This window comes from Luteimonas salinilitoris (assembly GCF_041300785.1).
GTDB lineage: Bacteria > Pseudomonadota > Gammaproteobacteria > Xanthomonadales > Xanthomonadaceae > Luteimonas > Luteimonas salinilitoris.
The window spans coordinates 37,048-62,880 of the sequence record NZ_JBFWIB010000010.1; the positions used below are offsets into that span (position 1 = coordinate 37,048).

The 25,833-nt window shown below is 69.6% G+C and carries 22 protein-coding genes, 1 tRNA gene and 1 pseudogene; 1 reads left to right on the forward strand and 23 read right to left on the reverse strand.

Going from position 1 to position 25,833, the window contains the following annotated elements; all coding sequences use genetic code 11:
- Window positions 1–105 precede the first annotated feature (105 nt).
- From nuoH to prmB, 23 genes and pseudogenes are all read right to left on the reverse strand, one after another.
- Window positions 106–1,170, reverse strand: a pseudogene (nuoH, locus tag AB5T46_RS14580) (NADH-quinone oxidoreductase subunit NuoH); the annotation flags it as partial.
- On the reverse strand, window positions 1,167–3,473 hold the full coding sequence (nuoG, locus tag AB5T46_RS14585) for an NADH-quinone oxidoreductase subunit NuoG (protein ID WP_370564748.1): 2,307 nt from the start codon (window positions 3,471–3,473) through the stop codon (window positions 1,167–1,169). The pseudogene nuoH and the gene nuoG, both read right to left, overlap by 4 nt.
- Before the next feature lie 196 nt (window positions 3,474–3,669).
- A complete protein-coding gene (gene nuoF / locus AB5T46_RS14590) occupies window positions 3,670–5,004 on the reverse strand; it encodes an NADH-quinone oxidoreductase subunit NuoF (RefSeq protein WP_370564749.1) in 1,335 nt (444 codons plus the stop codon).
- 124 nt (window positions 5,005–5,128) lie between these two features.
- Window positions 5,129–5,656, reverse strand: a complete 528-nt coding sequence (nuoE, locus tag AB5T46_RS14595; protein WP_370564750.1) for an NADH-quinone oxidoreductase subunit NuoE — start codon at window positions 5,654–5,656, stop codon at window positions 5,129–5,131.
- 280 nt (window positions 5,657–5,936) lie between these two features.
- Entirely contained in the window at window positions 5,937–7,166 is a 1,230-nt protein-coding gene (locus AB5T46_RS14600) for an NADH-quinone oxidoreductase subunit D (RefSeq protein WP_370564857.1), read from the reverse strand.
- Between the two features lie 86 nt (window positions 7,167–7,252).
- Entirely contained in the window at window positions 7,253–8,014 is a 762-nt protein-coding gene (locus AB5T46_RS14605; protein ID WP_370564751.1) for an NADH-quinone oxidoreductase subunit C, read from the reverse strand.
- Window positions 8,011–8,595, reverse strand: a complete 585-nt coding sequence (locus AB5T46_RS14610; protein WP_370564752.1) for a NuoB/complex I 20 kDa subunit family protein — start codon at window positions 8,593–8,595, stop codon at window positions 8,011–8,013. Before AB5T46_RS14610 ends, AB5T46_RS14605 begins: the two co-directional genes overlap by 4 nt.
- A complete protein-coding gene (locus AB5T46_RS14615) occupies window positions 8,586–8,942 on the reverse strand; it encodes an NADH-quinone oxidoreductase subunit A (RefSeq protein WP_149193728.1) in 357 nt (118 codons plus the stop codon). The genes AB5T46_RS14610 and AB5T46_RS14615 overlap by 10 nt, the downstream gene beginning before the upstream one ends.
- A gap of 396 nt (window positions 8,943–9,338) precedes the next feature.
- Window positions 9,339–9,423: transfer RNA gene (locus tag AB5T46_RS14620), tRNA-Leu, on the reverse strand.
- Window positions 9,424–9,471: 48 nt separating this feature from the next.
- Complete coding sequence (gene secG / locus AB5T46_RS14625) at window positions 9,472–9,927, reverse strand: preprotein translocase subunit SecG (RefSeq protein WP_370564753.1); 456 nt, start codon at window positions 9,925–9,927, stop codon at window positions 9,472–9,474.
- Window positions 9,928–9,942: 15 nt separating this feature from the next.
- Window positions 9,943–10,695 (reverse strand): triose-phosphate isomerase, encoded by a 753-nt coding sequence (tpiA, locus tag AB5T46_RS14630; protein ID WP_370564754.1) that lies wholly within the window; start codon window positions 10,693–10,695, stop codon window positions 9,943–9,945.
- Between the two features lie 235 nt (window positions 10,696–10,930).
- Window positions 10,931–11,869, reverse strand: a complete 939-nt coding sequence (locus AB5T46_RS14635) for an isopenicillin N synthase family dioxygenase (protein WP_370564755.1) — start codon at window positions 11,867–11,869, stop codon at window positions 10,931–10,933.
- A gap of 18 nt (window positions 11,870–11,887) precedes the next feature.
- Entirely contained in the window at window positions 11,888–13,237 is a 1,350-nt protein-coding gene (gene glmM, locus AB5T46_RS14640; protein WP_370564756.1) for a phosphoglucosamine mutase, read from the reverse strand.
- A gap of 193 nt (window positions 13,238–13,430) precedes the next feature.
- Window positions 13,431–14,321 carry an acetyl-CoA carboxylase, carboxyltransferase subunit beta gene (gene accD, locus AB5T46_RS14645; RefSeq protein WP_370564758.1) on the reverse strand — a complete coding sequence of 297 codons (891 nt, stop codon included), beginning with the start codon at window positions 14,319–14,321 and terminating at the stop codon, window positions 13,431–13,433.
- Window positions 14,322–14,536: 215 nt separating this feature from the next.
- Window positions 14,537–15,352: a tryptophan synthase subunit alpha gene (gene trpA / locus AB5T46_RS14650; protein WP_370564759.1), complete on the reverse strand. Its 816-nt coding sequence runs from the start codon at window positions 15,350–15,352 to the stop codon at window positions 14,537–14,539.
- Window positions 15,353–15,477: 125 nt separating this feature from the next.
- Window positions 15,478–16,677 carry a tryptophan synthase subunit beta gene (trpB, locus tag AB5T46_RS14655; protein ID WP_370564858.1) on the reverse strand — a complete coding sequence of 400 codons (1,200 nt, stop codon included), beginning with the start codon at window positions 16,675–16,677 and terminating at the stop codon, window positions 15,478–15,480.
- Window positions 16,678–16,684: 7 nt separating this feature from the next.
- Window positions 16,685–17,359, reverse strand: a complete 675-nt coding sequence (locus AB5T46_RS14660) for a phosphoribosylanthranilate isomerase (protein WP_370564760.1) — start codon at window positions 17,357–17,359, stop codon at window positions 16,685–16,687.
- Window positions 17,360–17,435: 76 nt separating this feature from the next.
- On the reverse strand, window positions 17,436–18,218 hold the full coding sequence (gene truA, locus AB5T46_RS14665) for a tRNA pseudouridine(38-40) synthase TruA (RefSeq protein WP_370564761.1): 783 nt from the start codon (window positions 18,216–18,218) through the stop codon (window positions 17,436–17,438).
- 134 nt (window positions 18,219–18,352) lie between these two features.
- Window positions 18,353–20,257: a FimV/HubP family polar landmark protein gene (locus AB5T46_RS14670; protein ID WP_370564762.1), complete on the reverse strand. Its 1,905-nt coding sequence runs from the start codon at window positions 20,255–20,257 to the stop codon at window positions 18,353–18,355.
- A gap of 82 nt (window positions 20,258–20,339) precedes the next feature.
- Window positions 20,340–21,371, reverse strand: coding sequence for an aspartate-semialdehyde dehydrogenase (locus tag AB5T46_RS14675; RefSeq protein WP_370564763.1), 1,032 nt, complete (start codon window positions 21,369–21,371; stop codon window positions 20,340–20,342).
- A 244-nt stretch (window positions 21,372–21,615) separates the two neighbouring features.
- Window positions 21,616–22,614 (reverse strand): 2-hydroxyacid dehydrogenase, encoded by a 999-nt coding sequence (locus AB5T46_RS14680; RefSeq protein ID WP_370564765.1) that lies wholly within the window; start codon window positions 22,612–22,614, stop codon window positions 21,616–21,618.
- Window positions 22,607–23,734: a chorismate synthase gene (aroC, locus tag AB5T46_RS14685; RefSeq protein WP_370564766.1), complete on the reverse strand. Its 1,128-nt coding sequence runs from the start codon at window positions 23,732–23,734 to the stop codon at window positions 22,607–22,609. Before aroC ends, AB5T46_RS14680 begins: the two co-directional genes overlap by 8 nt.
- A 175-nt stretch (window positions 23,735–23,909) precedes the next feature.
- Window positions 23,910–24,872: a 50S ribosomal protein L3 N(5)-glutamine methyltransferase gene (prmB, locus tag AB5T46_RS14690; RefSeq protein WP_370564767.1), complete on the reverse strand. Its 963-nt coding sequence runs from the start codon at window positions 24,870–24,872 to the stop codon at window positions 23,910–23,912.
- Window positions 24,873–24,991: 119 nt separating this feature from the next.
- On the opposite strand from prmB, the gene AB5T46_RS14695 reads away from it, so the two are divergent.
- Window positions 24,992–25,639 carry an SCO family protein gene (locus tag AB5T46_RS14695; RefSeq protein WP_370564859.1) on the forward strand — a complete coding sequence of 216 codons (648 nt, stop codon included), beginning with the start codon at window positions 24,992–24,994 and terminating at the stop codon, window positions 25,637–25,639.
- Window positions 25,640–25,833 lie beyond the last annotated feature (194 nt).

Sequence of the window (25,833 nt, forward strand, 5' to 3'; positions counted from 1 at the left end):
GCCCGGCGCAGGTCCGGACTCGGCTCCGCCGATCAAGCACGTATGTGCTTGATCGCGTGCGGCACATCCATGTGCCGCGGTCGTCTCGGCATTCGCCGAGACGCCCTCGAGCACGCCGTAGTAGGCCATCAGCGCGACCACGCAGATCCAGGCGATGCTGATCGGAATGAACACCTTCCAGCCCAGCCGCATGATCTGGTCGTAGCGATAGCGCGGGAACGAGGCGCGGAACCAGACGTAGGTGCTGGCGAAGAAAAACACCTTGACGAACAGCCACCACCAGCCGTCGACCGACAGCAGCGGGATGCCCCAGCCATGGAACGGCGACAGCCAGCCGCCCATGAAGAAGATCGCGGCCAGGAAGCTGATCAGGATCATGTTGGCGTATTCGGCCAGGAAGAACAGCGCGAACGCCGATCCCGAATACTCCACCATGTGCCCGGCGACGATCTCCGACTCGCCCTCGACCACGTCGAACGGCGCGCGGTTGGTCTCGGCCACGCCCGAGACGAAATAGACCACGAACAGCGGCAGCAGCGGCAGCCAGAACCAGCTCAGGAAGCCCTTGTCGCCGGCCTGCGCCATCACGATGTCGCTGAGGTTGAGGCTGCCGGCGGCGATCAGCACGCCCACCAGGGCGAAGCCCATCGCGATCTCGTAGCTGACCACCTGCGCGGCCGAGCGCATCGCGCCGAGGAAGGCGTACTTCGAGTTGGACGCCCAGCCGGCGAGGATGATGCCGTACACGCCCAGCGAGGTCATCGCCAGCAGGTACAGCAGGCCGGCGTTGGCGTTGGACAGCACCAGCTGCGCATCGAACGGCACCACCGCCCAGGCGGCGAACGCCGGCGCCAGCGTGATCAGCGGCGCCAGCACGTACAGCGCGGGCTGCGCCTTGGCCGGCTGGATGACTTCCTTGAACAGCAGCTTGAAGACGTCGGCGAAGGCCTGGAACACGCCGAAGCCGACATACATCGGCCCGCGCCGCACGTGCATCCAGCCGATCAGCTTGCGTTCCCAGACCACATAGAAGGCCACCGCCAGGATCACCGGCACGGCGATGGCGACGATCTTCAGCACGATCCAGACGAGGGTGCCGAGCGGCCCAAGCGCCGTCAGCCAGTCCTGCAACGGACCGGTCAGCTGGGTCAGCAGTTCCGCGGTGGTCATGCCGGCACCACCTGGACGCGGCCGGCGGCGAGCGCGGCGGTCGCGCCGTATCCGCTTTCGGCCCACGCCGCGCCCTGCGCCACGCACTCGCTGACCGACACCTGCAGGGTCGCGGTGCCGGCGGTATTGGAGATCCTTGCCATGGCGCCTTCGGCGACTCCGATCGTGTTCGCGTCCTGCGGGTGCAGGCTGATGCGCGGCCCCAGGGTCAGCGGATGCGCCTGCAGCGCCGCGGCGCGACGCACGACGGCATCGCTGCGGTAGATGGCCGGAGACACGGCCAGCTCCAGCCCGCCCGATGCATCCCCGTGGGAGCGACGGAAGTCGCGACGGTCTTCAGCCGACGCGCGGTCGCGACTTCCGTCGCTCCCACCCCTGTCCGGACCGTTGCGACCATCTGCTTCGCCGCCGTCCCGGGGCTGCATGCCGGCGCGCAGTTCCGACAGCTCGGTGAACTCGAAACCGGGCAACTGCAGCTGGCCGCCCAGCGCGCGCAGCACGCGCCAGCCGGCGCGCGCCTCGTCCGGCAGCCGGCCGGCGGCGAACGCGCGCTGCGCAGTGCCCTCGAGGTTGGTAAGGGTGGCGTCGATCTCGGGCAACGCGCCGATCGGCAGGATCACGTCGGCCACCGCGCGCGTCGACGCGCAGGCGAACTGGCTGAACGCCACCACCTGCGCGCCCTTCAGCGCCTTCAGCGCCGTGGCCTGGTCGGCGAAATCGAGGCCGGGCTCGATGCCGTACAGCACATAGGCCGAGCGCGGGTCGGCGAGCATGGCCTGCGCGTCGCGCGAGACCGGCAGCACGCCTTGCCGCACCAACCCCAGCGCGTTCGCGCCCTGCGGGATGCGGCACAGCGCGGCACCGTGGCTCCGGGCGAAATCGCCGGCGGCGGCGCGAATGGCAGCGGCATGCTCGCCGGATTCGGCGATTGCACCAACGATGACCACCGCGCGGTCGGCTTCCTTCAGCGCATCGTTCAGCTCACCGGCGGCCAGCGCCCCGGCGACCCGCGACGGCGGCACGATGTGCTTGCCGGCGATGTCGAAGGTGAACTCGAAATCGACCGGGTTGACCACGTGCACCTTCGCGCCCCGGCGCCAGGCCTGGCGCACGCGGTGATGCAGTAGCGGCACTTCATGGCGCAGGTTGGACCCGACGATGACCACGACGTCTGCCTTGGCGATGTCGGCGATCGGCGACGCGAAAGGCTCGGCGACGGCGCCGTCGGACAGGTCGCGCTGGGCGATGCGGTGATCGAGGTTGCCGGTTCCCAGGCCCTCGGCCAGGCGCGCCAGCAGCAGCCCTTCCTCGTTCGAGGTCGCGGGGTGCGCCAGCACGCCCAGATCGTCGGCGGCGTTGTCGCGCAGGATCTGCGCGGCCTTCGCCAGCGCCTCGTCCCAGGTCGTCTCGCGCCAGCCATCGCCGTCCTTCAGCAGCGGCTGCAGCGCGCGGTCTTCCGCGGCCAGGCCCTGGTGCGAGTAGCGGTCGCGGTCGGACAGCCAGCACTCGTTCACGGCCTCGTTGTCGCGCGGCACCGAACGCAGCACCTCGCCGCGACGCACGTGCAGGAACAGGTTGCTGCCGAGCGGATCGTGGTAGCCCAGCGATTCCTTGGCGATCAGCTCCCACGGCCGCGCACGGAAACGGAACACCTTGTTGGTCAGCGCGCCCACCGGGCAGACGTCGATGACGTTGCCCGACAGCTCGGTGGTCAGCGGCTTGCCGTCATAGGTGCCGATCTGCAGGTTCTCGCCGCGCTGCATGCCGCCCAGTTCGTAGGTGCCGGCGATCTCGTCGGTGAAGCGCACGCAGCGCGTGCACTGGATGCAGCGGGTCATCTCGGTTTCGACCAGCGGCCCCATGTCCTCGTCGGCGACCACGCGCTTGCGCTCGGAGAAGCGGCTGACCGAACGGCCGTAGCCGAGCGACAGGTCCTGCAGCTCGCATTCGCCGCCCTGGTCGCAGATCGGGCAGTCGAGCGGATGGTTGATCAGCAGGAACTCCATCACGTTGCGCTGCGAGGCCAGTGCCTTGTCGCTGCGGGTGGAAACCTTCATGCCGTCCATCACCGGCGTGGCGCAGGCGGGCGCCGGCTTGCCCATCTTTTCCACCTCGACCAGGCACATGCGGCAGTTGGCCGCGATCGCCAGCTTGTCGTGGTAGCAGAAGCGCGGAATCGCGATCCCGGCCTTGTCCGCGGCCTGGATGATCATCGAGCCCTTGGGCGCGGCCAGCTCCACCCCGTCGATGAAGACGGTGACGTGGTCGGGCGGCAGGTTCGGGTTGACCGGCTGGGCGCTCATGCGGGAACTCCCGGGACTCGGGACTCGGGACTCGGGACTCGGCAAAGCGCCGCAATGGCTGCCTGCGTAGAGCCGAGCTTGCTCGGCTGCACTGGCATCGGAGACGAAAGCAGCGGAGCAAGCTCCGCTCTACGACGGTTCGGAGCCGGACCTCGCTTTGCGAGTCCCGAGTCCCGAGTCCCGAGTCCCGCAATGCTCATGCCGCAGCCTCCAGACCGGCGTCGACGGTCGACCTGCCGTGCGCGACGTAATACTCGAACTCGTCCCAGAAGTGGCGCAGGAAGCCCTGCACCGGCCACGCCGCGGCCTCGCCGAAGGCGCAGATGGTGTGGCCCTCGATCTGGCCGGCGGCGGCCTTGAGCATGTGCAGGTCGTCGACGGTCGCGTGCCCTTCGACGATGCGGGTCAACATGCGGTACATCCAGCCGGTGCCCTCGCGGCACGGCGTGCACTGGCCGCAGGACTCGGCATAGTAGAAACGCGCGATGCGCTGGCAGGCGCGCACCATGCAGGTGGTGTCGTCCATCACGATCACGGCACCCGAGCCGAGGCCGGAGCCGGCCTTCTGGATGCTGTCGTAGTCCATCGTCAGGCCCATCATCGTCTCGCCCGGCAACACCGGCATCGACGAGCCGCCCGGGATCACGCCCTTGATCGTGCGGCCCGGGCGCATGCCGCCGGCCATCTCCAGCAGCTCGGCGAACGGCGTGCCGAGGCGGATCTCGTAGTTGCCGGGCCGGGCGACATGCCCGGAGACCGAGAAGATCTTCGGGCCGCCGTTGTTCGGCTTGCCGAGGTTGAGGAACCACTCGGCGCCGTTGCGCACGATCGCCGGCACCGAGGCGAAGGTCTCGGTGTTGTTGATCGTGGTCGGCTTGCCGTACAGGCCGAAGTTGGCCGGGAACGGCGGCTTGTAGCGCGGCTGTCCCTTCTTGCCTTCCAGCGACTCCATCAGCGCGGTTTCCTCGCCGCAGATGTAGGCGCCGGCGCCGAGCGCGTTATAGAGATCGATATCGATGCCGCTGCCGAGGATGTCCTTGCCGAGCCAGCCGTTGGCATAGGCCTCGGCGGTGGCTTCCTCCAGGTGCTCGAAGGGTTCGTGGTGGAACTCGCCGCGCAGGTAGTTGTAGCCCACGCTGCTGCCGGTGGCGTAGCAGGCGATCGCCATGCCCTCGATCACCGCATGCGGGTTGTAGCGCAGGATGTCGCGGTCCTTGGCGGTGCCGGGCTCGGATTCGTCGGAATTGCAGAGGATGTATTTCTGCATGCCCGAGTCCTTCGGCATGAAGCTCCACTTCAGGCCGGTGGGAAAGCCCGCGCCGCCGCGGCCGCGCAGGCCCGACTGCTTGACCATCTCGATCACGTCGGTCGGCGCGATCTTCTCTTCCAGGATCCTGCGCAGCGCACTGTAGCCGCCGGTCTTGAGGTAGTTCTCGTACGACCACGGCTTGTCGAAATGCAGCGTGGTGTAGACGGCCTGATGCTCCTTCGGCGCGGGGCCGACGGGGCCGTGGCCCTGGGAATGCGTCATCGCGCCCCCTCCCCTGTAGGAGCGGCTTCAGCCGCGACTGCGCGGGCGTTTCCGACAGGAAGGTCGCGGCTGAAGCCGCTCCTACAGTTGCTCATGCGGGTACCGGCTCGACGATGGATAGCGGTCATTTCAACGCCTCCAGCAACTCGTCGACCTTCTCCGGCGTGAGCTTCTCGTGGTAATGGCCGTTGATCACGACGACGGGTGCGCCGCAGCAAGCGGCGACGCACTCCTCCTCGCGCTTGAGGTAGACGCGGCCGTCGGCGGTGGACTCGCCCAGCTTGCAGCCGAGCTTCTTCTCGGCATGCGCGACCAGGCCCTCGGCGCCGTTGAGCCAGCAGCTGATGTTGGTGCAGAACGCGACGTTGTTGCGGCCGACCTTCTGCGTCTCGAACATCGAATAGAAGGTGGCGACCTCGTACGCCCATACCGGCGGAATGCCCAGGTACTTGGCGACCGCGGCGATCAGCTCGTCGCTGAGCCAGCCGCCGTTCTGCGCCTGCGCGGCCTGCAGGCCCTGCAGCACCGCCGAGCGCTTGCGGTCCGGCGGGAACTTGGCCAGCCAGTGGTCGATGTGCGCACGGGTGTCGTCGTTCAACGCGACCATCGGGTCGACGTTGCGCGCATTCTCGAAGTTTCCTGTAGCTCTCATACGAAGGTTTCCCGCAGTACTCCAATGCAGGGCCGTCGGGGGCGCCTGCCGGGTACCACGCTGAGTCGCGGCCCGATATCCGCTTGGTCAGCGCGGCACCCGGCAGGCGCTCCGCACAATCCCGCAATCGGACCGGAAAAGCGGATGGCTTCTTCCGAAGCACCGACGACATCGGAAGCGGAGGTTCGGTGCCGTCGCGACCAAGCGGATATCGGGCCGCGACTCGCGGCGGCACCGGACCTCCGCCTCACGGACGGCTGCACCATGCGCGTTCCCTGCCTCATCGATCAATTTCTCCGAACACGATGTCGTAGGTACCGATCATCGCCACCACGTCGGCCAGCATGTGCCCCTTCACCACCGCGTCCATCGACGACAGGTGGGCGAAGCCGGGCGCGCGCAGGTGCACGCGGAACGGTTTGTTGGCGCCGTCGGACACCAGGTAGCAGCCGAACTCGCCCTTGGGCGCCTCGACCGCGCAGTAGGTCTCGCCCGCAGGCACGCAATAACCTTCCGTGAACAGCTTGAAGTGGTGGATCAGCGCTTCCATGTCGTCCTTCATCTCCTCGCGGGAGGGGGGCGACACCTTGTAGTTGTCGATCATCACCGGGCCGGGATTTGCCTTCAGCCAGGCCACGCATTGCTCGATGATGCGGACCGACTGGCGCATTTCCGCCACGCGCACCAGATAGCGGTCGTAGCAGTCGCCCTCGACGCCGACCGGGATGTCGAAGTCGACCTCGGCATACCTGGCGTAGGGCTGCTTCTTGCGCAGGTCCCAGGCCACGCCCGAGCCGCGCAGCATCGGGCCGGTCATGCCCCAGGCCAGCGCCTTGTCCGGCGGCACCACGCCGATGCCGACCGTGCGCTGCTTCCAGATGCGGTTGTCGGTGAGTAGCGTCTCGTACTCGTCGATGCGCGCCGGGAAGTCCTTGGCGAAGGCCTCCAGGTAGTCCAGCATCGAGCCTTCGCGCCAGGCGTTGAAGCGTTTGAGCTTGGCTCCCTTGCGCCACGGCGATTCGCGGTACTGCGACATGCGCTCCGGCAGGTCGCGATAGACGCCGCCGGGACGGTAGTACGTCGCATGCATGCGCGCGCCGCTGACCGCCTCGTAGACGTCCATCAGCTCCTCGCGCTCGCGGAACGCGTACAGGAACACCGCCATCGCGCCGAGGTCGAGCGCGTTCGAGCCGATCCACATCAGGTGGTTGAGGATGCGGGTCACTTCGTCGAACAGCGTGCGGATCCACTGCGCGCGCTCCGGCGCCTCGATCCCCATCAGGGTCTCGATCGCGCGCACGTAGGCGTGCTCGTTGCACATCATCGACACGTAGTCGAGCCGGTCCATGTAGCCGATCGACTGGTTGAACGGCTTCGACTCTGCCAGCTTCTCGGTGCCCCGGTGCAGCAGGCCGATGTGCGGATCGGCGCGCATCACGGTCTCGCCGTCCATCTCCAGGATCAGGCGCAGCACCCCGTGCGCGGCCGGATGCTGCGGGCCGAAGTTCATCGTGTAGTTGCGGATCTCCTGCCGGAGCACCGCGGCGCTGCTGGCGCTGGGCTCGACCGGCGGATGGACCGGAACGCTCACGTCGCTCATTTTGCGCCCCCCGTCCTGCGCGCCACCTGCTCGCCGGTAGCGGTGGCGTAGCGTGCGTCGTCGCGGATCACCCGCGGCACCAGCACGCGCGGCTCGACCGAGGTCACCGGCTCGTAGATCACGCGCTTCTTCTCCGCGTCGTAGCGCACCTCGACATTGCCGATCAGCGGGAAGTCCTTGCGGAATGGATGGCCGATGAAGCCGTAGTCGGTCAGGATCCGGCGCAGGTCGGGATGGCCCTGGAAGATGATGCCGAGCAGGTCGAACGTTTCGCGCTCGAACCAGTCGGCCACCGGCCAGATATCGGTCAGCGAGGCGACGATCGGCAGCGCGTCGTCTGGGGCGAAGCAGGTCACGCGCAGGCGCTGGTTGTGCTGCACCGACAGCAGCTGCGCCACCGCCGCGAAGCGCTTCGGCGGCGGCGCGATCGCGCCCTCGCCGTCCGGCTGCTGCAGCTGCCGGCTCGGCGTCTGCCCGAAGCCGAACCGCCCCGGGCCGCGGCCCTCGACGCCGCGGCTGAAGCCTTCGGAGGACACGTCGGTGTCCCACTCGTCGCTGCCGTAGCTCAGGTAATCGACACCGCAGACGTCGATCAGCTGCTCAAAGCCGAACTCGTCGCGCAGCGCCAGGCAGCCGTCGTGCCAGGCGGCGGCGTCGAACACGATGCCGACCTCGCCGCGCGGCTCGCTCACCGAGACGTCCGCGCCGTCGAAACGCGCGCGCAGGCGATCCGCGAAAACGTTCACCTTGTCGCTCATTCGCGCAGTCCCGTGCGGTTCTCGCCGAAATTGGTACCGCGGCGGATCTTGCGCTGCAGCTGCAGGATGCCGTAGACCAGCGCTTCGGCGGTCGGCGGGCAGCCCGGCACGTAGATATCGACCGGCACGATGCGGTCGCAGCCACGCACCACCGCGTACGAGTAGTGGTAGTAGCCGCCGCCGTTGGCGCAGCTGCCCATCGAGATCACCCACTTCGGGTCGGGCATCTGGTCGTAGACCTTGCGCAGCGCCGGGGCCATCTTGTTGACCAGGGTGCCGGCGACGATCATCACGTCGGACTGGCGCGGCGACGGGCGGAACACCACGCCATAGCGGTCCAGGTCCAGGCGCGCCGCGCCGGCGTGCATCATTTCCACCGCGCAGCAGGCCAGGCCGAAGGTCATCGGCCACATCGAGCCGGTGCGCGCCCAGTTGAGCAGGATGTCGGAACTGGTGGTGACGAAGCCGCGCTCGAGCAGGGGGTTCTCCCCCTGCGGGCGCAGGATGTCGTCGAACTGCCCTTCCGGCAGCGGATTGCTGGCGAAGTCGGCGGCCTTCTGGATCGTCTGGATCACTCCCATTCCAGTGCTCCCTTCTTCCAGACGTAGATGAAGCCGAGCAGCAGCATGCCGGCGAAGATGCCCATCTCGACCAGGCCGACCACGCCGAGGTCGCGGAACACGGTGGCCCACGGCACGATGAAGATGATCTCCAGGTCGAAGATGATGAACTGGATCGCGATCAGGTAATAGCGCACGTCGAACTGCATGCGCGCGTCCTCGAACGCGGCGAAGCCGCACTCGTAGGGCGCCAGCTTCTCCGCCGACGGACGCTTGGGTCCGAGCAGGTTGCCGATGATCAGCAGGGCTATGCCGATGCCGGTGGCAACGATCAGGAACAGCAGGGTCGGCAGGTATTCGGCCAGCACGCGTTGTTCTCTCGGCTACTTGCCGCACTCGGCGGCCGTTGCTCGACGCTTTCGCGCCAGCCGCGACACGGTGACCGCGTCACGGCGTTGAAGACTACGGACCTTCGACGGAAGGTCCGCACGGACTTGCGCCATCCCTGGCATCTCGATGCGGCGTGCACTCCGCCCCGGTCGCCCGGGGCCGCGCTCGAACCCGTGAATTGTAGCGGTTCGTGAACTCGCGAGTAAACGATTACGCGGCCATCGCATCCCGTGCGCATCGAATCGTTCGCATGGCGTGAAGCCAGCAGCACTGCGAATCGCGCCCGCGTCCGTCATGCGCGCCGCGGACAGCAAAAACCCCGCTCGGGAGCGGGGTTTTGATCGCCTCGCGAACATGGTGCGCGAAGCCGGATATGGTGCCCAAGAGGGGACTCGAACCCCTACGACTCTCGTCGCTACCACCTCAAGGTAGTGCGTCTACCAATTCCGCCACCTGGGCAATGGTGCCGCCCGACGATCGCGGACGGCGGACAGCGCATTGTAAACGCTATTGCTCTTCGTCTTCCTGCGCCGGCGCAGGCTCCTGCGCGGGCGCCTGCTGCTGCCCGGCAGCCTCGGCGGGCGCCTCGGGGAGGTCCGACGCCGGCGCGGCGGGTACGGCCGTGTCCGGCGCCTGTCCGGGCGCCGCCGGTACCGAACCGGCGTCCGCCGCCGGCGCCTGCGGAATCGACATCACGCCCAGGTCCTGCTGCACCTGCTGCGGCGCGGCCTGCCGCGTCGCGTGCCAGGCCATGAACAGGGTGATGGCGAAGAATCCGATCGCCAGCCACTTGGTGGCCTTGGTCAGGAAGCTCGACGAACCGCGGGCGCCGAAGACGGTGGCGGAAGCGCCGCCGCCGAAGCCGGAGCCGGCCGCCGCGCCGGAGCCGCGCTGCATGAGGATCAGCGCGACCATGGCGATCGCGATCAGGACGAACAGGACGTTGAGAACGAGCAACAGCATGCGGATCGGATCCGGTCAGGGCGCCGCAGCGGCGATGATGGCGAGGAAATCTTCGGCGACCAGCGAGGCGCCGCCGATCAGCCCGCCATCCACGTCCGGCTGCAAAAACAGCGCGGGAGCATTGTCTGGTTTGCAGCTGCCCCCGTACAGGACGGGCAGCAAGCCGGCGATTGTAGCATCGTGGCGCGCCGCCTCGCCACGGATGAAGGCATGGACCGCCTGGGCCTGCTCCGGGGTCGCGGTGCGGCCGGTGCCGATGGCCCAGACCGGCTCGTAGGCCACCACCGCCCCCTCCAGCGCCCGATCCCCGGCCGCCTCGAACACCGGCGCCAGCTGGGCCGCGATCACCGCCTCGGTGCTGCCGGCCTCGCGTTCATCCAGGGTTTCCCCGACGCAGAGCACCGGCACCAGGCCGGCTTGCCGGACCACGGCGAACTTGCGCGCGACCAGCGCGCTGTCCTCGCCGTGGTATTGGCGGCGCTCCGAATGGCCCACCAGGACGTGGCGGACCCCGACATCGGCCAGCATCGCCGCCGACACCTCCCCGGTGTAGGCACCCTTCGCCTGCGCGCTGACGTCCTGCGCGCCGAAACCGAGGCCGCGCCCGGCGTAGGCCGCGGCCAGCTCGCCCAGGTAGGGGAACGGCGGCATCACGATCCGTTCCACCCCGGCGGGCGCGGCAGCGGAGGCCAGCGCGTCCAGCAGCGCGCGCGCGAAGGCGCGGTCGCCGTGCAACTTCCAGTTCCCGGCCACGATGCGTGGGCGCATCTGCGATGCTCCTTCAGTAGTGGAAACGCGATTCTAGCGGTCGCGGCGGCGGCGCGCTCCTGTGGATCGGCCGCGAGGTCACGCCGGCCGCTCATCCGTAGGAGCGCGTCATACGCGCGATGCCGCGGACATTTCGCCGCCCGCAAATCCCGGTGACCGGCGCGTTTGCCGGTCCAGAATCGCGGCATCCACCGGATCCTGCCGGCACCCGCGGTATCGCGCCCATGGGGCGCTCCTACTTCAGTTTGATTTCCCGCAGGCGTTCTTCCAGGTAGCCCTGCGCGGTGATCGGCTCGGGATAGCGGTTCGGGTTGTCCGCGGTCACCGTCGCCGACAGCACGTCGATCACGAAGTCCGGATTCGGATGCAGGAAAAACGGCGTGGAATAACGCGGCTTGCGCGCCTCCTCACCCTGCGGATTGACCACCCGATGGGTGGTGGACGGATACACGTGGTTGGTCAGGCGCTGCAGCATGTCGCCGATGTTGACCACGATGACGTCCTCGTCGGCGGTGAACGGCACCCACTCGCCCTTGCGCGACTTCACTTCCAGGCCGGCCGCGCTGGCGCCCACCAGCAAGGTGATCAGGTTGATGTCCTCGTGCGCGCCGGCGCGCTCGTTGGGGATGTCGTCGGTGGTGATCGGCGGGTAATGGATCGGGCGCAGGATGGAGTTGCCGAAATCGGTCTTGTCGGCGAACCAGTCCTCCGGCAGGCCGATGTGCAGGGCCAGTGCCGCCAGCACGCGCGAGCCGAGCCGGTCGAGCGTCCGGTACAGGCCGTAGCCGTGTTCGCGGAACCCCTCGACCTCGACCGGCCACAGGTTCGGTGGCATCACCTCGCGGTACTTCGAGTCATCGGGGATCTCACGGCCGATGTGCCAGAACTCCTTGAGATCGAAGTGGCTGGCGCCCTTGGCCGTTTCCACCCCGAACGGGGTATAGCCGCGCGCGCCGCCGCTGCCCGGCACGTGGTAGCGCATCTTGACGTCCTCGGGCAGGGCGAAAAACTCGACGAAGACACGGTAGGCCGCGTCGATGTCCGACTGCGGAATGCCGTGACCGCCGATGCCGGCAAAGCCCCATTCGCGGTAGGCGGCGCCGAGCTCGGCGACGAAGGCGTCGCGGTCACTGTCGAAACGGCGGATGTCCAGGGTGGGAATGCGCGAAGCCATGAAACTCTCCGTAGTCGATCAGCCCGCCGCCGCGCGCACCGCGTCGGCCAGGCCATCCAAGGTCTGCTGCATCAGCGCGGCGTCGTCGGCCTCGACCGTCACCCGCACCACCGGCTCGGTGCCGGACGGGCGCAGGAAGGCGCGCCCCCTGCCCTCCACCGCGGCCTGCGCCCGTGCCAGTGCGGCCTGTACTGCAGGCGCCTCGGCCGGCCTGGCGCCGTTGCCGTAGCGCACGTTCACGGTCTGCTGCGGCAGTTTCCGCAGACCTTCCAGCGCCTGCTGCAGGGAGATCCCGCGGCGCTTGAGTACCTCCAGCACCTGCAGCGCGCTGACGATGCCGTCGCCGGTGCTGGCGCGATCCAGGCACAGCAGGTGCCCGGAGGTCTCGCCACCGAGCGTGCCGCCGTGCTGCAGCAGCGCCTGGTGCACGTAGCGGTCGCCGACCTTGGCGCGCACGAAACCGATCCCGCGCGCGGCCATCGCCTGCTCGAAACCGTAGTTGGTCATCAGCGTGCCGACCACCGGGCCGCGCAGGCGGCCGCTGACCTGCCAGTCGCTGGCCAGGATGTACAGCAGGTCGTCGCCGTCGGCGATGCGGCCGTCGCCTGCCACGAACAGCACCCGGTCGCCGTCGCCGTCGAAGGCGATGCCGAGTTCGGCGCCGGTCGCCCGCACCTGTTCGGCCAGGGCCTGCGGGTGGGTGGAGCCGACGCCGTCGTTGATGTTCACGCCGTTGGGCTCGATGCCGATCGCGTCCACGCGCGCGCCCAGCTCGCGCAGCACCAGCGGGCCGATCTGGTAGGTGGCGCCGTTGGCGCAGTCCATGGCGATGCGCATGCCGTCCAGGTCGAACTTGCGCGGCAGCGAGCCCTTGCAGGCCTCCAGGTAGCGGCCGACCGCATCGCGGGTGCGCACCGCCTTGCCGAGCTTGTCGGAAGGGGCGGTGCGGAACGGCACCTCCAGCGCGGCCTCGATCGCCAGTTCGGTGACGTCGTCGAGCTTCTCGCCCTCGGCCGAGAAGAACTTGATGCCGTTGTCGTGGTGCGGATTGTGCGAGGCGGAGATGACGATGCCGCCGTCGGCGCGCAGCGACCGCGTCAGGTGCGCGACCGCCGGGGTCGGCATCGGCCCCATCAGCTCGACGTCGACGCCGGCCGCGACCAGCCCGGCTTCCAGCGCCGCCTCGAACATGTAGTTGGAGATGCGGGTGTCCTTGCCGATCACCACGAACGGCTTGCGCCATGCCGCATCGTCGCCGCGCAGCACGTGGCCGTAGGCATTGCCCAGGCGCAGCACGAAATCGGCCGAGATCGGCGCCACGCCGACGCGGCCGCGGATGCCGTCGGTGCCGAAGTACTTCCTGCTCATGGGCGGTTCCGCCCATGAGCAGGGAATGGGGAATCGGGAATGGGAAATCGGAAGAGCAGGACATCACGCCGGTTCCGGCGCCAGACGAATCCGCTCTTGTGGGCCGGGCGGCGGCCGCAGGCATCCTGCACCGACAGGCGTGTCGGCACCCTGCCTTTCCCGATTCCCGATTCCCGATTCCCCATTCCCGGCCTCATGCCACCACCTCCACGTCTTCCTCCGGCCGCGGCTGCCGCATCATCAGCGCGAGCAGGCGGGCGATGCGTTCGCGCAGTTCGCGGCGGTCGCAGATCTGGTCGATGGCGCCGTGCTCGAGCAGGAACTCGCTGCGTTGGAAGCCTTCCGGCAGGGTCTCGCGCACGGTCTGCTCGATCACCCGTGGGCCGGCGAAGCCGATCAGCGCTTCCGGTTCGGCCAGGTTGATGTCGCCGAGCATCGCGAACGAGGCCGAGACGCCGCCGGTCGTGGGGTGCGTCATCACCGAGACGTACGGCAACCCGGCGGCGCGCAGCCGGCCGAGCGCGGCCGAGGTCTTGGCCATCTGCAGCAGCGAGAACAGGCTTTCCTGCATGCGTGCGCCGCCGCTGGCGGAGAAGCACACGAACGGGCTGCCCAGCGCCAGCGCGCGCTCGGCGCCGCGGGCGAAGCGCTCGCCGACCACCGAGCCCATCGAGCCGCCCATGTAGGCGAAATCGAACGCGCAGGCGACGATCGGCCTGCCCTTGAGCGCGCCTGCCATCGCCACCAGGGCATCGCGCTCGCCGGTCGCCTTCTGCGCGGCCTTGATGCGGTCGGCGTATTTCTTCTGGTCCTTGAAGCGCAGCACGTCGGTCGGGCCGAGCTCGGCGGCGATCTCGTCGCCGCTGTCGCGGTCCAGGAAGCCGCGCAGCCGCGCACGGGCGCGGATGGGCCGATGGAAGCTGCACTTGGGGCAGACCTCCAGGTTCTCCTCCAGCTCCGGCCGGTACAGGATCGCGCCGCAGCGCTCGCATTTCTCCCACAGCCCCTCGGGCACGCTGCGCTTGCGCGGCGCACCGCTCTCGGTGCGGATGCTCGCGGGCATCAGTTTCTTCAGCCAGCTCAAGTCGGATTCACCTTCGCATGTTCGGAACGGCCGCCGTATGCGGACCTGGGGCGGCGCGCCGGCGCCTGCTGCAAGCACAAGTCTAGCGCGGGCCGCGCCAGGCAGACGATTCCGTGGTGACGAGAGAAGGCCCGCCGCCACGGGCGGTGCCAATGGACAGCCGGAACCATCCTGCCAGGGACTTCGGATTCGCGCTTCCGTTCAGGCTCGACGGTCTATGTCCGGGGCCCCGCGTCCAGCGCAGCGCGCAGCGGTGCCAGGAACGCCGACGCCCGGGTTCCGGCCTCGTCCGCGGACGCGGCGTCGGCCAGCACGGCGACCAGCGCGCTGCCGACCACGACCCCGTCCGCATCCACGGCCATGGCCGCGGCACCGGCGGCGTCGCGGATGCCGAAGCCCGCGACCACCGGCACCTCCGTTCGCGCGCGGATACCGCGCAGGCGTTCGCCGGCGGCGGCGGTATCGAGCCGCTCCGAAGCCCCGGTCACGCCGGCGAAGCTGACGTAGTACAGGTATCCGCTGGCATCGGCGCACAGCCGTTGCAGGCGATGTTCGTCGGTCGTGGGCGAGGCCAGCAGGATCAAGGCGATTCCGTGCGCGGCGAACGCGTCGCGGAATTCGGCTGCCTCCTCCGGCGGCAGATCGACCAGCAGCACGCCGTCGACCCCCGCCGCGGCCGCCGCCGCGGCGAACCGCTCCGCGCCGCGGATCTCGACCGGATTGAGATACCCCATCAGCACCACCGGGGTGTCCGCGTCGCGCTCACGAAATGTCCTCACCGCCTCGAACACGAACGACATTCCCGCGCCCCGCGCGAGGGCGCGTTCGGAACTGCGCTGGATGGTCGGCCCATCGGCCATCGGGTCGGAGAACGGCACGCCGAGCTCGATCACGTCGGCGCCGGCCCGGACCATCGCATGCATCACCGGCACGGTCGCCTCCAGCGACGGATCGCCGGCGGTGATGAACGGAACCAGCGCCTTGCGGCCGGCGTCCTTGAGTGCGGTGAATTTCTGTTCGAGACGGGACATGGGGGCGAGGAGTGAGGGTAGAGGAGTGAGAAACGAGTGGAAGCAAAGGCTGGGAGCAGATTCGGAAACGACGACCCGAGAGGCCTGATCCTCTCGTTTCTCACTCCTCTTCATTCACTCCTGCCTCAAACCTCCACGCCTTCGCGCGCGGCGATGGTGTGCACGTCCTTGTCGCCGCGGCCGGACAGGTTGCACAACACCAGGGCGTCCTTCGGCAGCTCGCGGGCGAGCTTGATCGCCTGCGCGATGGCGTGGCTGGACTCGAGCGCGGCAAGGATGCCCTCGGTCTTCGCCAGCAGGTGGAAGGCGGACAGCGCCTCGTCGTCGCTGATGCCGACGTATTCGGCGCGGCCGCTGTCCTTCAGGAACGCGTGCTCGGGTCCGACACCCGGGTAGTCCAGTCCGGCGGAGACGGAGTGCGTCTCGGTGATTTGGCCATCGTCGTCGCAGAGCACGTAGGTGCGGTTGCCGTGCAACACGCCGGTACGGCCGGCGGCCAGCGACGCGGCGTGGCGGCCGCTGGCGATGCCCTCGCCGGCCGCCTCCGCACCGACCACGCGCACGTCGGCATCGTTGAGGAAGGCATGGAACAGGCCGATGGCGTTGCTGCCGCCGCCGACGCAGGCGGTGACCGCGTCGGGCAGGCGGCCGTATTCGGCCAACATCTGCGCGCGCGCCTCGCGGCCGACCACCGCGTTGAAATCGCGCACCATGCGCGGATACGGGTCCGGCCCGGCCACGGTGCCGATGATGTAGAACGTGTCGCGCACGTTGGTCACCCAATCGCGCATCGCTTCGTTCAGCGCGTCCTTCAGCGTCGCCGAACCGGAGGTGACCGGCACCACTTCCGCGCCGAGCAGCTTCATCCGGTAGACGTTGATCTTCTGCCGCTCGATGTCGGTGGTGCCCATGTACACCACGCACTCGAGCCCCAGCCGCGCGGCCACGGTGGCGCTGGCGACGCCGTGCTGGCCGGCGCCGGTCTCGGCGATGATCCGCGTCTTGCCCATGCGGGTGGCGAGCAGCGCCTGGCCGATGGTGTTGTTGATCTTGTGCGCGCCGGTGTGGTTCAGGTCCTCGCGCTTGAGCAGGATGCGCGCGCCGCCGGCCTCCTCGCTCAGCCGCTCGGCGTGGTAGATCGGGCTGGGGCGGCCGACGTAGTGCGCCAGGTCGCGCTCGAACGCCGCGACGAACGCCGGATCGACGCGCGCCGCGTCGTAGGCGGCAGCCAGCTCCTGCAGCGGTCCGATCAAGGTCTCGGCCACGAAGCGTCCGCCGAAACGGCCGAAATGGCCCCCGGCATCGGGCCAGGCGTGATAGTCCATGGCGCGCTCAGTCACCGGAATTCCTTTCTGGCAGGTCGGTGCAGTCGGCGCGGCGGACCTCCTGCACGAAACGGCGCATGCGGTCGCCGTCCTTGATGCCCGGCGCGCTTTCGATGCCGCTGCAGGTGTCCACGCCCCAGGGCAGCGTTCCCAGCGCGGCGTTGAACACGTTGTCCGGGTCGAGGCCGCCGGCGACGAAGAACGGCAGGTCCAGGCCCGGGGGGATCCGCTTCCAGTCGAAAGCGCTGCCGCTGCCGGGTTGCGCGTCGCCGCCGTGGCTGTCGAACAGGAATCCGGAAGCGCTTGGAAATTTGAGCCGCAGTCCGGTCGCATCGAGCGCCATGGGCCCGCCCATCGGCACCGCCTTGATGTAGGGAATCCCGAAGCTGCGGCAGAAGGCGTCGTCTTCCTCGCCATGGAACTGCAGCAGCGAGGGACGCACTTGGCGCACGACCTCGCGGACCGAATCGCCGTCGTTGTTGCGGAACACCGCCACCGCGTTGACCAGCGGCGCGAGCGCATTGCGCATGGCACGCGCTTCCTCCGGCTCCACCCGGCGCGGGCTGCCGGCGGCGAAGATGAAGCCGACCGCGTCCACGCCGAGTTCGCCGGCCAGGCGCACATCGCCGGCACGGGTCATGCCGCAGAACTTGATGCGGGTGCGGAGCAGGATGCGGCTCATCGACGGGCGAGGGACGGATGGATAGCGGGACAGCGTAACTTTTTCCATGCGCGCGTGCGCATGAACCCCGCGCCGTTCACAGCGTGACCTCTTCCGGAAGACCGCATTCAGGCAGATACAGCGGACACAGGAACGACAACCCGGCCGCCGGCGCGGTCGCCCCGGCCAGGGTGCGGTCGCGCGCCGCCAGCAGTTCGGCGATCCATGCGCCGGAGCGCTCGCCCGCCCCGACCTCGAGCAGCGAACCGACGATGTTGCGGACCATGTGGTGCAGGAAGGCGTTGGCCTGCAGCTCCACCGCGAGTTCTTCGCCGACGCGCTCGACCGCGATCCGCTGCAACTCGCGGCGCGCGTGCGGCGCCTGGCAGCGCACGGTGCGGAAGCTGGAGAAATCGTGCTCGCCCACCAGGGCCTGCGCGGCGCGGTGCATCGCCTGTGCGTCCAGCGGCTGCCGGTACCAGGCCAGGTACTGGCGCTCGAGCGCGGCGCGCACCGGACGGTTGACGATGCGGTAGCGGTAGCGCCGCGCGCGCGCCGAGAAGCGCGCATGGAAGTCGTCGCCGACCGGCACGCACCAGCGCACCGCCACCGCCGGCGGCAGCCGCGAGGTCGCGCCCAGCATCCAGCCGCGCGGCTCGCGGCGCGCCTGGCTGTCGAAATGCACCACCTGGCAGCGCGCGTGGACACCGGCGTCGGTGCGTCCGGCGCAGACGGTGGCGACCGGCGCATCGGCGACCTCCGACAGCGCACGCTCGAGCGCGGCCTGCACGGTCGGCGGCCCGGCCGTGCCCGGCTGGCTCAGGCGCTGCCAGCCGGAGAAGTCGCCGCCGTCGTATTCGACGCCCAGTGCGTAGCGCATGCGGAGTCCGGTAGGTGGAAAGAGCAGGAGATGCTAGCGGGTGGCCGCGCCGACTTCAGCGCCGGAACCGGCCGCAGGGCGCGGCCACCCGGTTCGATGCGGCGTCGCGGCGATCGGCGGATGCGCCGGCGGCTTCAGCCGATCTCGCGCAGCAGCCGCTCCGCTTCGCCGCGTTCGCCGCTGCTGCCGATGGCGACGACTTCCTGCAACAGGCTGCGGGCGGTGTCGACATCGCCGAGTTCGACATAGGCGCGGGCGAGTTCGATACGCTCCTGCCCCGGCTCGAGCTCCGTCACGGACGTTGCGGTCGCATCCGGATCCGTTTGCCCCGCCTGCTCCAGCCGCTCGGCCTGCAGCGCGTCGGATTCGCCGGTCGCGATCCTGGTCTCGGCAGTCGGCACGGGGCCGTAGTCGAAACGCGGTTCCGACGCGGGCGCGGCCGGCGGCACCGTCGGTGGCGATTCTGCTGCTCCGGCATCGCCGCCGTGCCAGGTCGGCGTCGTGGCGGCGGCCCGCTTGCCGGTCCTGCCGGGCTTCGCTCCGGATCGTGCTCCGGAGCTCGACGGTGACGCCGCGGAGGCCGCGGAGGCCGGCGCGCCGGCGCGGAAGCTGCGCGCGGGCACGGGCTTTTCGCGCCGCGACCAGAACCATGCCACCAGCGCCGCCAGCAGCAACGCGATGCCAAGGCCGAGCCACAGCCAGGTCCCGCCGCCGGTCTCGACCGCCGGAACGCCGACCGCGACCGGCTGCTCGCCGGTCTCGGCCAGGGTCGTCGCCGGTTGCCGGTTGGATTCGGCCAGGCGCTGCTGCGCGGCGGCCAGTTCGCTGTCCTTGAGTGTGATCAGCTGCTGCTGTTGCTGCTGCAGCTGCTCGAGTTCGGCGATCCGCGTTTTCAGCTCCTCGACCTCGGCATCGCGCGCGGCCAGTGTTTCCCGGGTTTCCTGCATGTCCTGTCGAAGCATCTCGCCCTCGCCGCCGGCGGTGATGCCGGACCGTGTTCCCGCCTGCTGGCCGCCACCGGAGGATGGCGGCGCGATCTCCAGGCGCGCCTCGGCGGTGCGCGCCGACCCGCCGCTTTCCGTCGCCGGCGCATCGCCGGCACCGTCCGCGGCAGCCGCGACGGCGGCCTCCGGCTGCGGCGCCGGCACCGACATCTCGCGCCAGCGCGCCACCTGCGCGCGCACCTCGGCCGTCGCCTCGGCGGCCGAGACGCGGGTGAGCTCGTCGCGCGGCGGGATCCGCAGTACCGCGCCCTGCCGGACCAGGTTGACGTTGCCGGCGATGAACGCCTCGGGATTGGCGCGCAGCAGCGCCAGCATCATCTGGTTCAGGCTGACGTCGTCGTCCGGGGAGATCCGCTGCACGATCTGGCTCAGGGTGTCCCCGGCCTGCACCGGACCGTACTCGCCGGGGACCGACATCGCGGTGGCGGCGGGAGGCGGCGCCGGGGGCCGCGGCGCCGGAGTGGGCGCGACCGCATCGCCGGCCGTCGCTTCGGGCCCGGCGGCCGCTTCGGCGGCCGGGGCGGCTTCCGACGGCACTTCGGCGACCGCGGCGGCGTCCGGCTGCGGCGGCCGCACGATCGTGCCCGCCGGCGCCGCTTCCGGGGCGCGCACCGGCGGCTGCGCGGGCGCGGCCATGGTATCGGGCGTATCGACCAGTGCCGAGTATTCGCGCACCAGCCGCCCCTGCCCCCAGTCGACCTCGACCAGGAAGGTCAGCAGCGGCTGCTCGACCGGCCCGGCGCTGGTGACGCGAACCACAGGACGGCCGCCGGCGTCGAGCGCGACCGTGAACTGCAGGTCCGAGACCACGCCCTGCGGCGGTTCCAGCCCGATCCTGGCGAAGGTCTCGGGCGACGCCAGTCGCGCCTGCAGGTGCCGCAGTTCCGCCGGGTCGCCGGAGACGATCGGGATCTCGGCCAGGAACGGCTCGCCGTACTGCGAACGCACCTGGATCTGGCCAAGCCCGAGCGCGAACGCCGGACCGGCCAACAGCGCCAGCGCCAGCACCCACGCGATTCGCCACTTCGACAGCATGCATCTCCCCTCTTCGGGCTACGACTCTAGCCGGCCGGGGCGTCGATTCGCAATGACGCGGCCGGAAAACCGCGACGCCCGCCTATTCCGCGCCCGCCGCCGCCACCAGTTCGGCGATCTGCACCGCGTTCAGGGCCGCGCCCTTGCGGATGTTGTCCGAAACGATCCACAGGTTCAGTCCGCGCGGGTGCGAGAGATCCTCGCGGATGCGGCCGACGTACACCGCATCCTTGCCGGACGCGTGCGTCACCGGCGTCGGGTAGCCGCCGGCGCGGCGCTCGTCGACCACCTCCACGCCCGGTGCCGAGGCCAGCAGCGCACGGGCGTCGACCGCCGTGAGCTTGGTCTTCGTCTCGATGTGCACCGCCTCGGAATGGCCGTAGAACACCGGCACGCGCACCGCGGTCGGATTCACCTGGATGCTGTCGTCGCCGAGGATCTTGCGGGTCTCCCAGACCAGCTTCATTTCCTCCCTGGTGAAGCCGTTGTCCATGAACTCGTCGATCTGCGGGATCAGGTTGAAGGCGATCTGCACCGGAAAGCGCTGCGGATCCGCGTCCTGGAAGTTCAGCATGGCGCCGGTCTGGCGGCCCAGTTCCTCCATCGCCGCGCGGCCGGCGCCGGACACGGACTGGTAGGTGGCGACGTTGATGCGTTCGATCCCCACCTTGCGGTGGATCGGCGCCAGCGCCACCAACATCTGCATGGTCGAGCAGTTGGGGTTGGCGATGATCCCACGCGGCCGTGCCTTCACCGCCTCGGGATTCACCTCGCTGACGACCAGCGGCACGTCGTCGTCGTAGCGGAACGCGGAACTGTTGTCGATGACCACGGCGCCGGCGGCAGCGAACTTCGGCGCGTATTCCTTCGACACGCTGCCGCCGGCCGAGAACAGCGCGATCTCGATGCCGGCCGGATCGAACGTGGCCAGGTCCTGCACGAGGATCTCGTCGCCGCGGTACTCGACGGTGCCGCCGGCCGAGCGTTCGCTGGCCAGCGCGACCAGCTCGCCGACCGGGAACTTCCGTTCGGCCAGGATCGACAGCATGGTCTCGCCGACCGCGCCGGTGGCGCCGACGATCGCGACCTTAAAACGTCTGGATGGAGAATTCATTTGGATGCTATTTCCGAAAGTCATGGAGAGAGAAAACATGTATGTCGTGTAGGAGCGGCTTCAGCCGCGACCACGCCGGGCAGGTCCATCGGCAGCCCCGACGACAAGCGCGGCGCCGCGCGTTGCGATGGAAAACGACCGCGGTTGGTTCCTGTTCCCCGCGGGGTCGCGGCTGAAGCCGCTCCTACAGGGGACGTTGATGCCGGTTTCGGGGACCTGCGGCCACGATGATGCGGCCAGGCCCCTATCGTTTCATCTTCCCTGCATTCACCGGCGCCGACGGCCTGCCGGCGTCCGGGCCGCATCCGAGCGCGGCGATCAGGTTGTCGACCGCCAGCGCCACCATCGCCCGGCGCGTGGCCGGGCTGGCGCTGGCGATATGCGGGGTGAGCACCACGTTGCGCAATGCCAGCAGTTCCGGCCGTACCGCGGGCTCGCCCTCGTAGACGTCGAGCCCGGCCGCCGCCAGGCGACCGTGCGCGAGCGCGTCGATGAGCGCCGGCTCGTCGACGATGCCGCCGCGGGCGATGTTCACCAGGGTCGCGGTCGGCTTCATCTTCGCCAGCGCGGCGGCGTCGATGACGTGGTGCGTCTGCGCCGTGTACGGCAACACCAGCATCAGGTGGTCGGCCTGCGCCAGCAGCTCGGCGAAACCGACGTATCGGGCCTTGCAGGCGCTCTCGGTCTCCGCCGGCAACCGGCTGCGGTTGTGGTACAGCACGCGCATGTCGAAGCCGCCGGCGCGACGGGCGATGCCCTGTCCGATCCGGCCCATGCCGAGGATGCCGAGGGTGCTGCCGTGCAGGTCGGCACCGAGCAGCCGGTCGAAAGACCACCTGTCCCAGCGGCCCTCGCGCAGCCAGCGCTCGGCCTCGGTGATGCGGCGCGCAGTGGCCATCAGCAGCGCGAAGCCGAAATCGGCGGTGGTCTCGGTCAGTACATCGGGCGTGTTGGTGACCAGCACCCCCGCGGCGGTGAGCGCAGGCAGGTCGAGGTTGTCGTAGCCGACGGCGACGTTGGCGATCGCACGCAGCCGTGCGGCACCGGCGATTTCTTCCGCGCCGATCTTTTCGCTCAGGGTCACCAGCGCACCATCGATCTCGCGCAGGTGCCCGGCGACCGCGGCGGGCGGGTAGCGGTCCTCGACCGGCGTGCGCACCACGTCGAAATGCCCGTCCAGGCGCGCGGTGATGTCCTCGAACAGCGGGCGCGCCAGCCACACCCGCGGACGCGGCTCAGCCATCGCCGGCGTCCCCGGGCGATTCTCCCTGGGCGGCGCCGGCCGGGATCCGCGGCGCCACCTCGCCGACGTCGCCGCACTGCGCGCGATGGCGCAGCGCCTGGTCCATCAGCACCAGCGCCAGCATCGCCTCGCAGATCGGCGTGGCGCGGATGCCGACGCAGGGATCGTGACGGCCGGTGGTCACCACTTCCACCGCTTCGCCGTCGATGTCGAGCCCGCGCCCGGGCAGGCGCAGGCTCGAGGTCGGCTTGAACGCGACCGAGGCGAGGATGCGCTGCCCGGTGGAAATCCCGCCGAGGATGCCGCCGGCATGATTCGACAGGAATCCCCCGGCGCTCATCTCGTCGCGGTGCGCGGTGCCGCGCTGGGCGACGCTGGCGAAGCCGTCGCCGATCTCCACGCCCTTGACCGCGTTGATCGACATCATCGCCGCGGCGATGTCGGCGTCGAGCTTGCCGTAGACCGGCTCGCCCCAGCCGGGCGGCACGCCGTCGGCGACCACGGTGACCCGCGCGCCGACCGAGTCGCCGGACTTGCGCAGTGCATCCATGTAGGTTTCCAGCTCCGGCACCTGCGCCGCGTCCGGCCAGAAGAACGCGTTGTCCTCGACCACCGACCAGTCGTGCGCGGACGGGACGATCTCGCCGATCTGCGCCAGATGCCCGCGCACGACGACGCCGTGGCGTTCGCGCAGCCAGCGCTTGGCGACCACCGCCGCGGCCACTCGCATCGTGGTCTCGCGCGCCGACGAGCGCCCGCCGCCGCGCGGATCGCGGACGCCGTACTTCTGCCAATAGGTGTAGTCGGCGTGGCCGGGACGGAACTGCCGCGCGATGCGGTCGTAGTCCTTGCTGCGCGCGTCGGTGTTCCTGATCAGCAGCGCGACGGGCGTGCCGGTGGTGCTGCCCTCGTACACGCCCGACAGGATCTCCACGGTGTCGCTCTCGTGCCGCGCCGACGTGTGGCGGGTGCGGCCGGTGGCGCGCCGCGCCAGGTCTCCGGCGAAGTCCTCCGCGGCGATCGCGATCCCGGGCGGGCAGCCGTCGATCACGCAGCCGATCGCCGGGCCGTGCGATTCGCCGAAGGTGGTGACGCGGAACAGCTGTCCGAACGTGTTCAAGGGCGGCGCTCCCGGATCCCAGCCCTTTCAGGACTACGCCAGAAATCCCCCCCCCTTTGAAAAAGGGGGGCTGGGAGGATTTGCTTTTGTCCGGGGTAAGCGGAGAGCAACAGCAAATCCCCCCGCCTCCCCTTTTTCAAAGGGGGGAGAGGGATGCTGCTGGCGGAAGCCAGGCTCAAAACAGGCTCCCTGCGGCGGCCGCCGGCGGCGCAGGGGCCGCGCCTTCACGGGTGGCGGCCAGTTCGGCGATGCGGGCGTTGTGCTTCATCAGGTCGTGGCACTCGACCACGAACACGCCCATCTGTCCGACCTTGAACTCCACCCATACCAGCGGCAGGTCCGGCAGCAGTCGGGTCAGCGCACGCTCGGACTCGCCGACCTCGCAGATCAGCAGCCCGTCCTCGCGCAGGTGCAGCGGCGCGTCGCGCAGGATCTTCAGCACCAGGTCGAGGCCGTCTTCGCCGGCGCGCAGGCCCATCTCCGGCTCGTACGAATACTCCGGCGGCAGCGCGTCGGTCTCGTCGTTGGTGACGTAGGGAGGGTTGCTGACGATCAGGTCGTAATGCTCGCCCTGCAGCGCGGAGAACAGGTCGGACTTCAGGAAACGCACGTTGTGCGCCTGCAGCCGCGCCTCGTTTTCGGCCGCCAGCGCCAGCGCATCGTCGCTCAGGTCGGTGCCGTCGACGTGCCAGTCCGGGTTGTAGTGCCCCATGGCGATGGCGATGCAGCCCGAGCCGGTGCACAGGTCGAGCGCGCGCCGCACCTCGCGGCCACCGAGCCACGGCTCGAAGCCGCCCTCGATCAGCTCGGCGATCGGCGAGCGCGGCACCAGCGCGCGGCGGTCGGACTTGAAGCTGAGCCCGGCGAACCACGCCTCGCCGGTGAGATAGGCGGCGGGCACGCGTTCCTCGATCCGGCGCAGGAACAAGCCCAGCACCTCCTCCTTCTCCGCCAGCGTCACCCGCGACTGCCCATAGGCGGGCGGCAGGTCGTGCGGCAGGTGCAGGGCGTGCAGGGTCAGTTGGGTGGCCTCGTCGAGCGCATTGTCGTAGCTGTGGCCGAACGTCAGCCCGGCCGCGTTGAAACGGCTGGCGCCGTAGCGGATCAGGTCGATGATCGTCTGCAGTTCGTCGGTCATGGCGCGCGGGCCGGCGGCGGCCGGGGGGTGTCGTGTAGAGGAGCGGCTGCCAGGGCGGCCGGTCCGGGAAGTATATCGGCCACGCGGGTATCATGGTCGAACTTCAAGTGGAACCTGAGATGTTCAACCGCGCCACGCTCATCGTCCTGGTCGTCGCCCTCGCCGGCGGCCTCGGCCTGCTGGCCGCGCAGCGGCTGACCTCCGAGCCCGCCCCTGCCGTACCGGAGACGCAGGCGGTCACGCTGTTCCCGCAGCCGCGTGCGCTGCCGGCGTTCGCGCTGCAGCAGTCCGACGGCACCCAGCTGGTGCCGGGCGAACTGCACGGCCACTGGACCGTCGTGTTCATCGGTTTCACCTTCTGTCCGGACGTCTGCCCGATGACGCTCGCCGAACTGTCGCGGGCGCAGAAGCAGTGGGAAGACATCCCCGACAGCGTGCGGCCGCGGGTGCTGTTCGTCTCCGTCGATCCCGAGCGCGACACGCCCGACCGCGTCGGCGAGTACGCCGCCGCCTTCCACCGCGACACCCTGGCCGCCACCGCCGACATCCCGGCGCTGGAAGAGTTCGCCCGTTCGCTGTCGCTGGTCTTCATGAAGGCACCGCCGCCCGCCGGCGCGCCGGACGACCAGTACTCCATCGACCATTCCGCGGCGCTGGCGGTGCTCGACCCGCAAGGCCGCATGGCCGGCGTGATCCAGCCACCGCTGGATCCGGCCGCGATCGCCGCCGACCTGCGTGCGCTGACTGCGACGTATCGGAACGACTGACCACGAACGGTTCCCTCTCCCCCGCTTGCGGGGGGAGGGTTAAGGTGAGGGGAGCGGCCGGAGCTGCAGCATCATCATGAAGCGATCGAATTCCGGGACAGCGATCCCTCACTCGTATCCGGTAGCAACAGCAGGTCTATCGGCTCCGGCTTCCCCCTCACCCCAGCCCTCTCCCCCGCAAGCGGGGGAGAGGG

Coding starts and splice junctions, on each gene's coding strand:
- nuoG (WP_370564748.1), bottom strand. CDS start 3,473: ATGAGCGCCCAGCCGGTCAACCCGAACCTGCCGCCCGACCACGTCACC.
- nuoF (WP_370564749.1), bottom strand. CDS start 5,004: ATGACGCATTCCCAGGGCCACGGCCCCGTCGGCCCCGCGCCGAAGGAG.
- nuoE (WP_370564750.1), bottom strand. CDS start 5,656: ATGAGAGCTACAGGAAACTTCGAGAATGCGCGCAACGTCGACCCGATG.
- AB5T46_RS14600 (WP_370564857.1), bottom strand. CDS start 7,166: ATGAACTTCGGCCCGCAGCATCCGGCCGCGCACGGGGTGCTGCGCCTG.
- AB5T46_RS14605 (WP_370564751.1), bottom strand. CDS start 8,014: ATGAGCGACAAGGTGAACGTTTTCGCGGATCGCCTGCGCGCGCGTTTC.
- AB5T46_RS14610 (WP_370564752.1), bottom strand. CDS start 8,595: ATGGGAGTGATCCAGACGATCCAGAAGGCCGCCGACTTCGCCAGCAAT.
- secG (WP_370564753.1), bottom strand. CDS start 9,927: ATGCTGTTGCTCGTTCTCAACGTCCTGTTCGTCCTGATCGCGATCGCC.
- tpiA (WP_370564754.1), bottom strand. CDS start 10,695: ATGCGCCCACGCATCGTGGCCGGGAACTGGAAGTTGCACGGCGACCGC.
- AB5T46_RS14635 (WP_370564755.1), bottom strand. CDS start 11,869: ATGGCTTCGCGCATTCCCACCCTGGACATCCGCCGTTTCGACAGTGAC.
- glmM (WP_370564756.1), bottom strand. CDS start 13,237: ATGAGCAGGAAGTACTTCGGCACCGACGGCATCCGCGGCCGCGTCGGC.
- trpA (WP_370564759.1), bottom strand. CDS start 15,352: ATGTCCCGTCTCGAACAGAAATTCACCGCACTCAAGGACGCCGGCCGC.
- trpB (WP_370564858.1), bottom strand. CDS start 16,677: ATGGACTATCACGCCTGGCCCGATGCCGGGGGCCATTTCGGCCGTTTC.
- AB5T46_RS14660 (WP_370564760.1), bottom strand. CDS start 17,359: ATGAGCCGCATCCTGCTCCGCACCCGCATCAAGTTCTGCGGCATGACC.
- truA (WP_370564761.1), bottom strand. CDS start 18,218: ATGCGCTACGCACTGGGCGTCGAATACGACGGCGGCGACTTCTCCGGC.
- AB5T46_RS14670 (WP_370564762.1), bottom strand. CDS start 20,257: ATGCTGTCGAAGTGGCGAATCGCGTGGGTGCTGGCGCTGGCGCTGTTG.
- AB5T46_RS14675 (WP_370564763.1), bottom strand. CDS start 21,371: ATGAATTCTCCATCCAGACGTTTTAAGGTCGCGATCGTCGGCGCCACC.
- AB5T46_RS14680 (WP_370564765.1), bottom strand. CDS start 22,614: ATGGCTGAGCCGCGTCCGCGGGTGTGGCTGGCGCGCCCGCTGTTCGAG.
- prmB (WP_370564767.1), bottom strand. CDS start 24,872: ATGACCGACGAACTGCAGACGATCATCGACCTGATCCGCTACGGCGCC.
- AB5T46_RS14695 (WP_370564859.1), top strand. CDS start 24,992: ATGTTCAACCGCGCCACGCTCATCGTCCTGGTCGTCGCCCTCGCCGGC.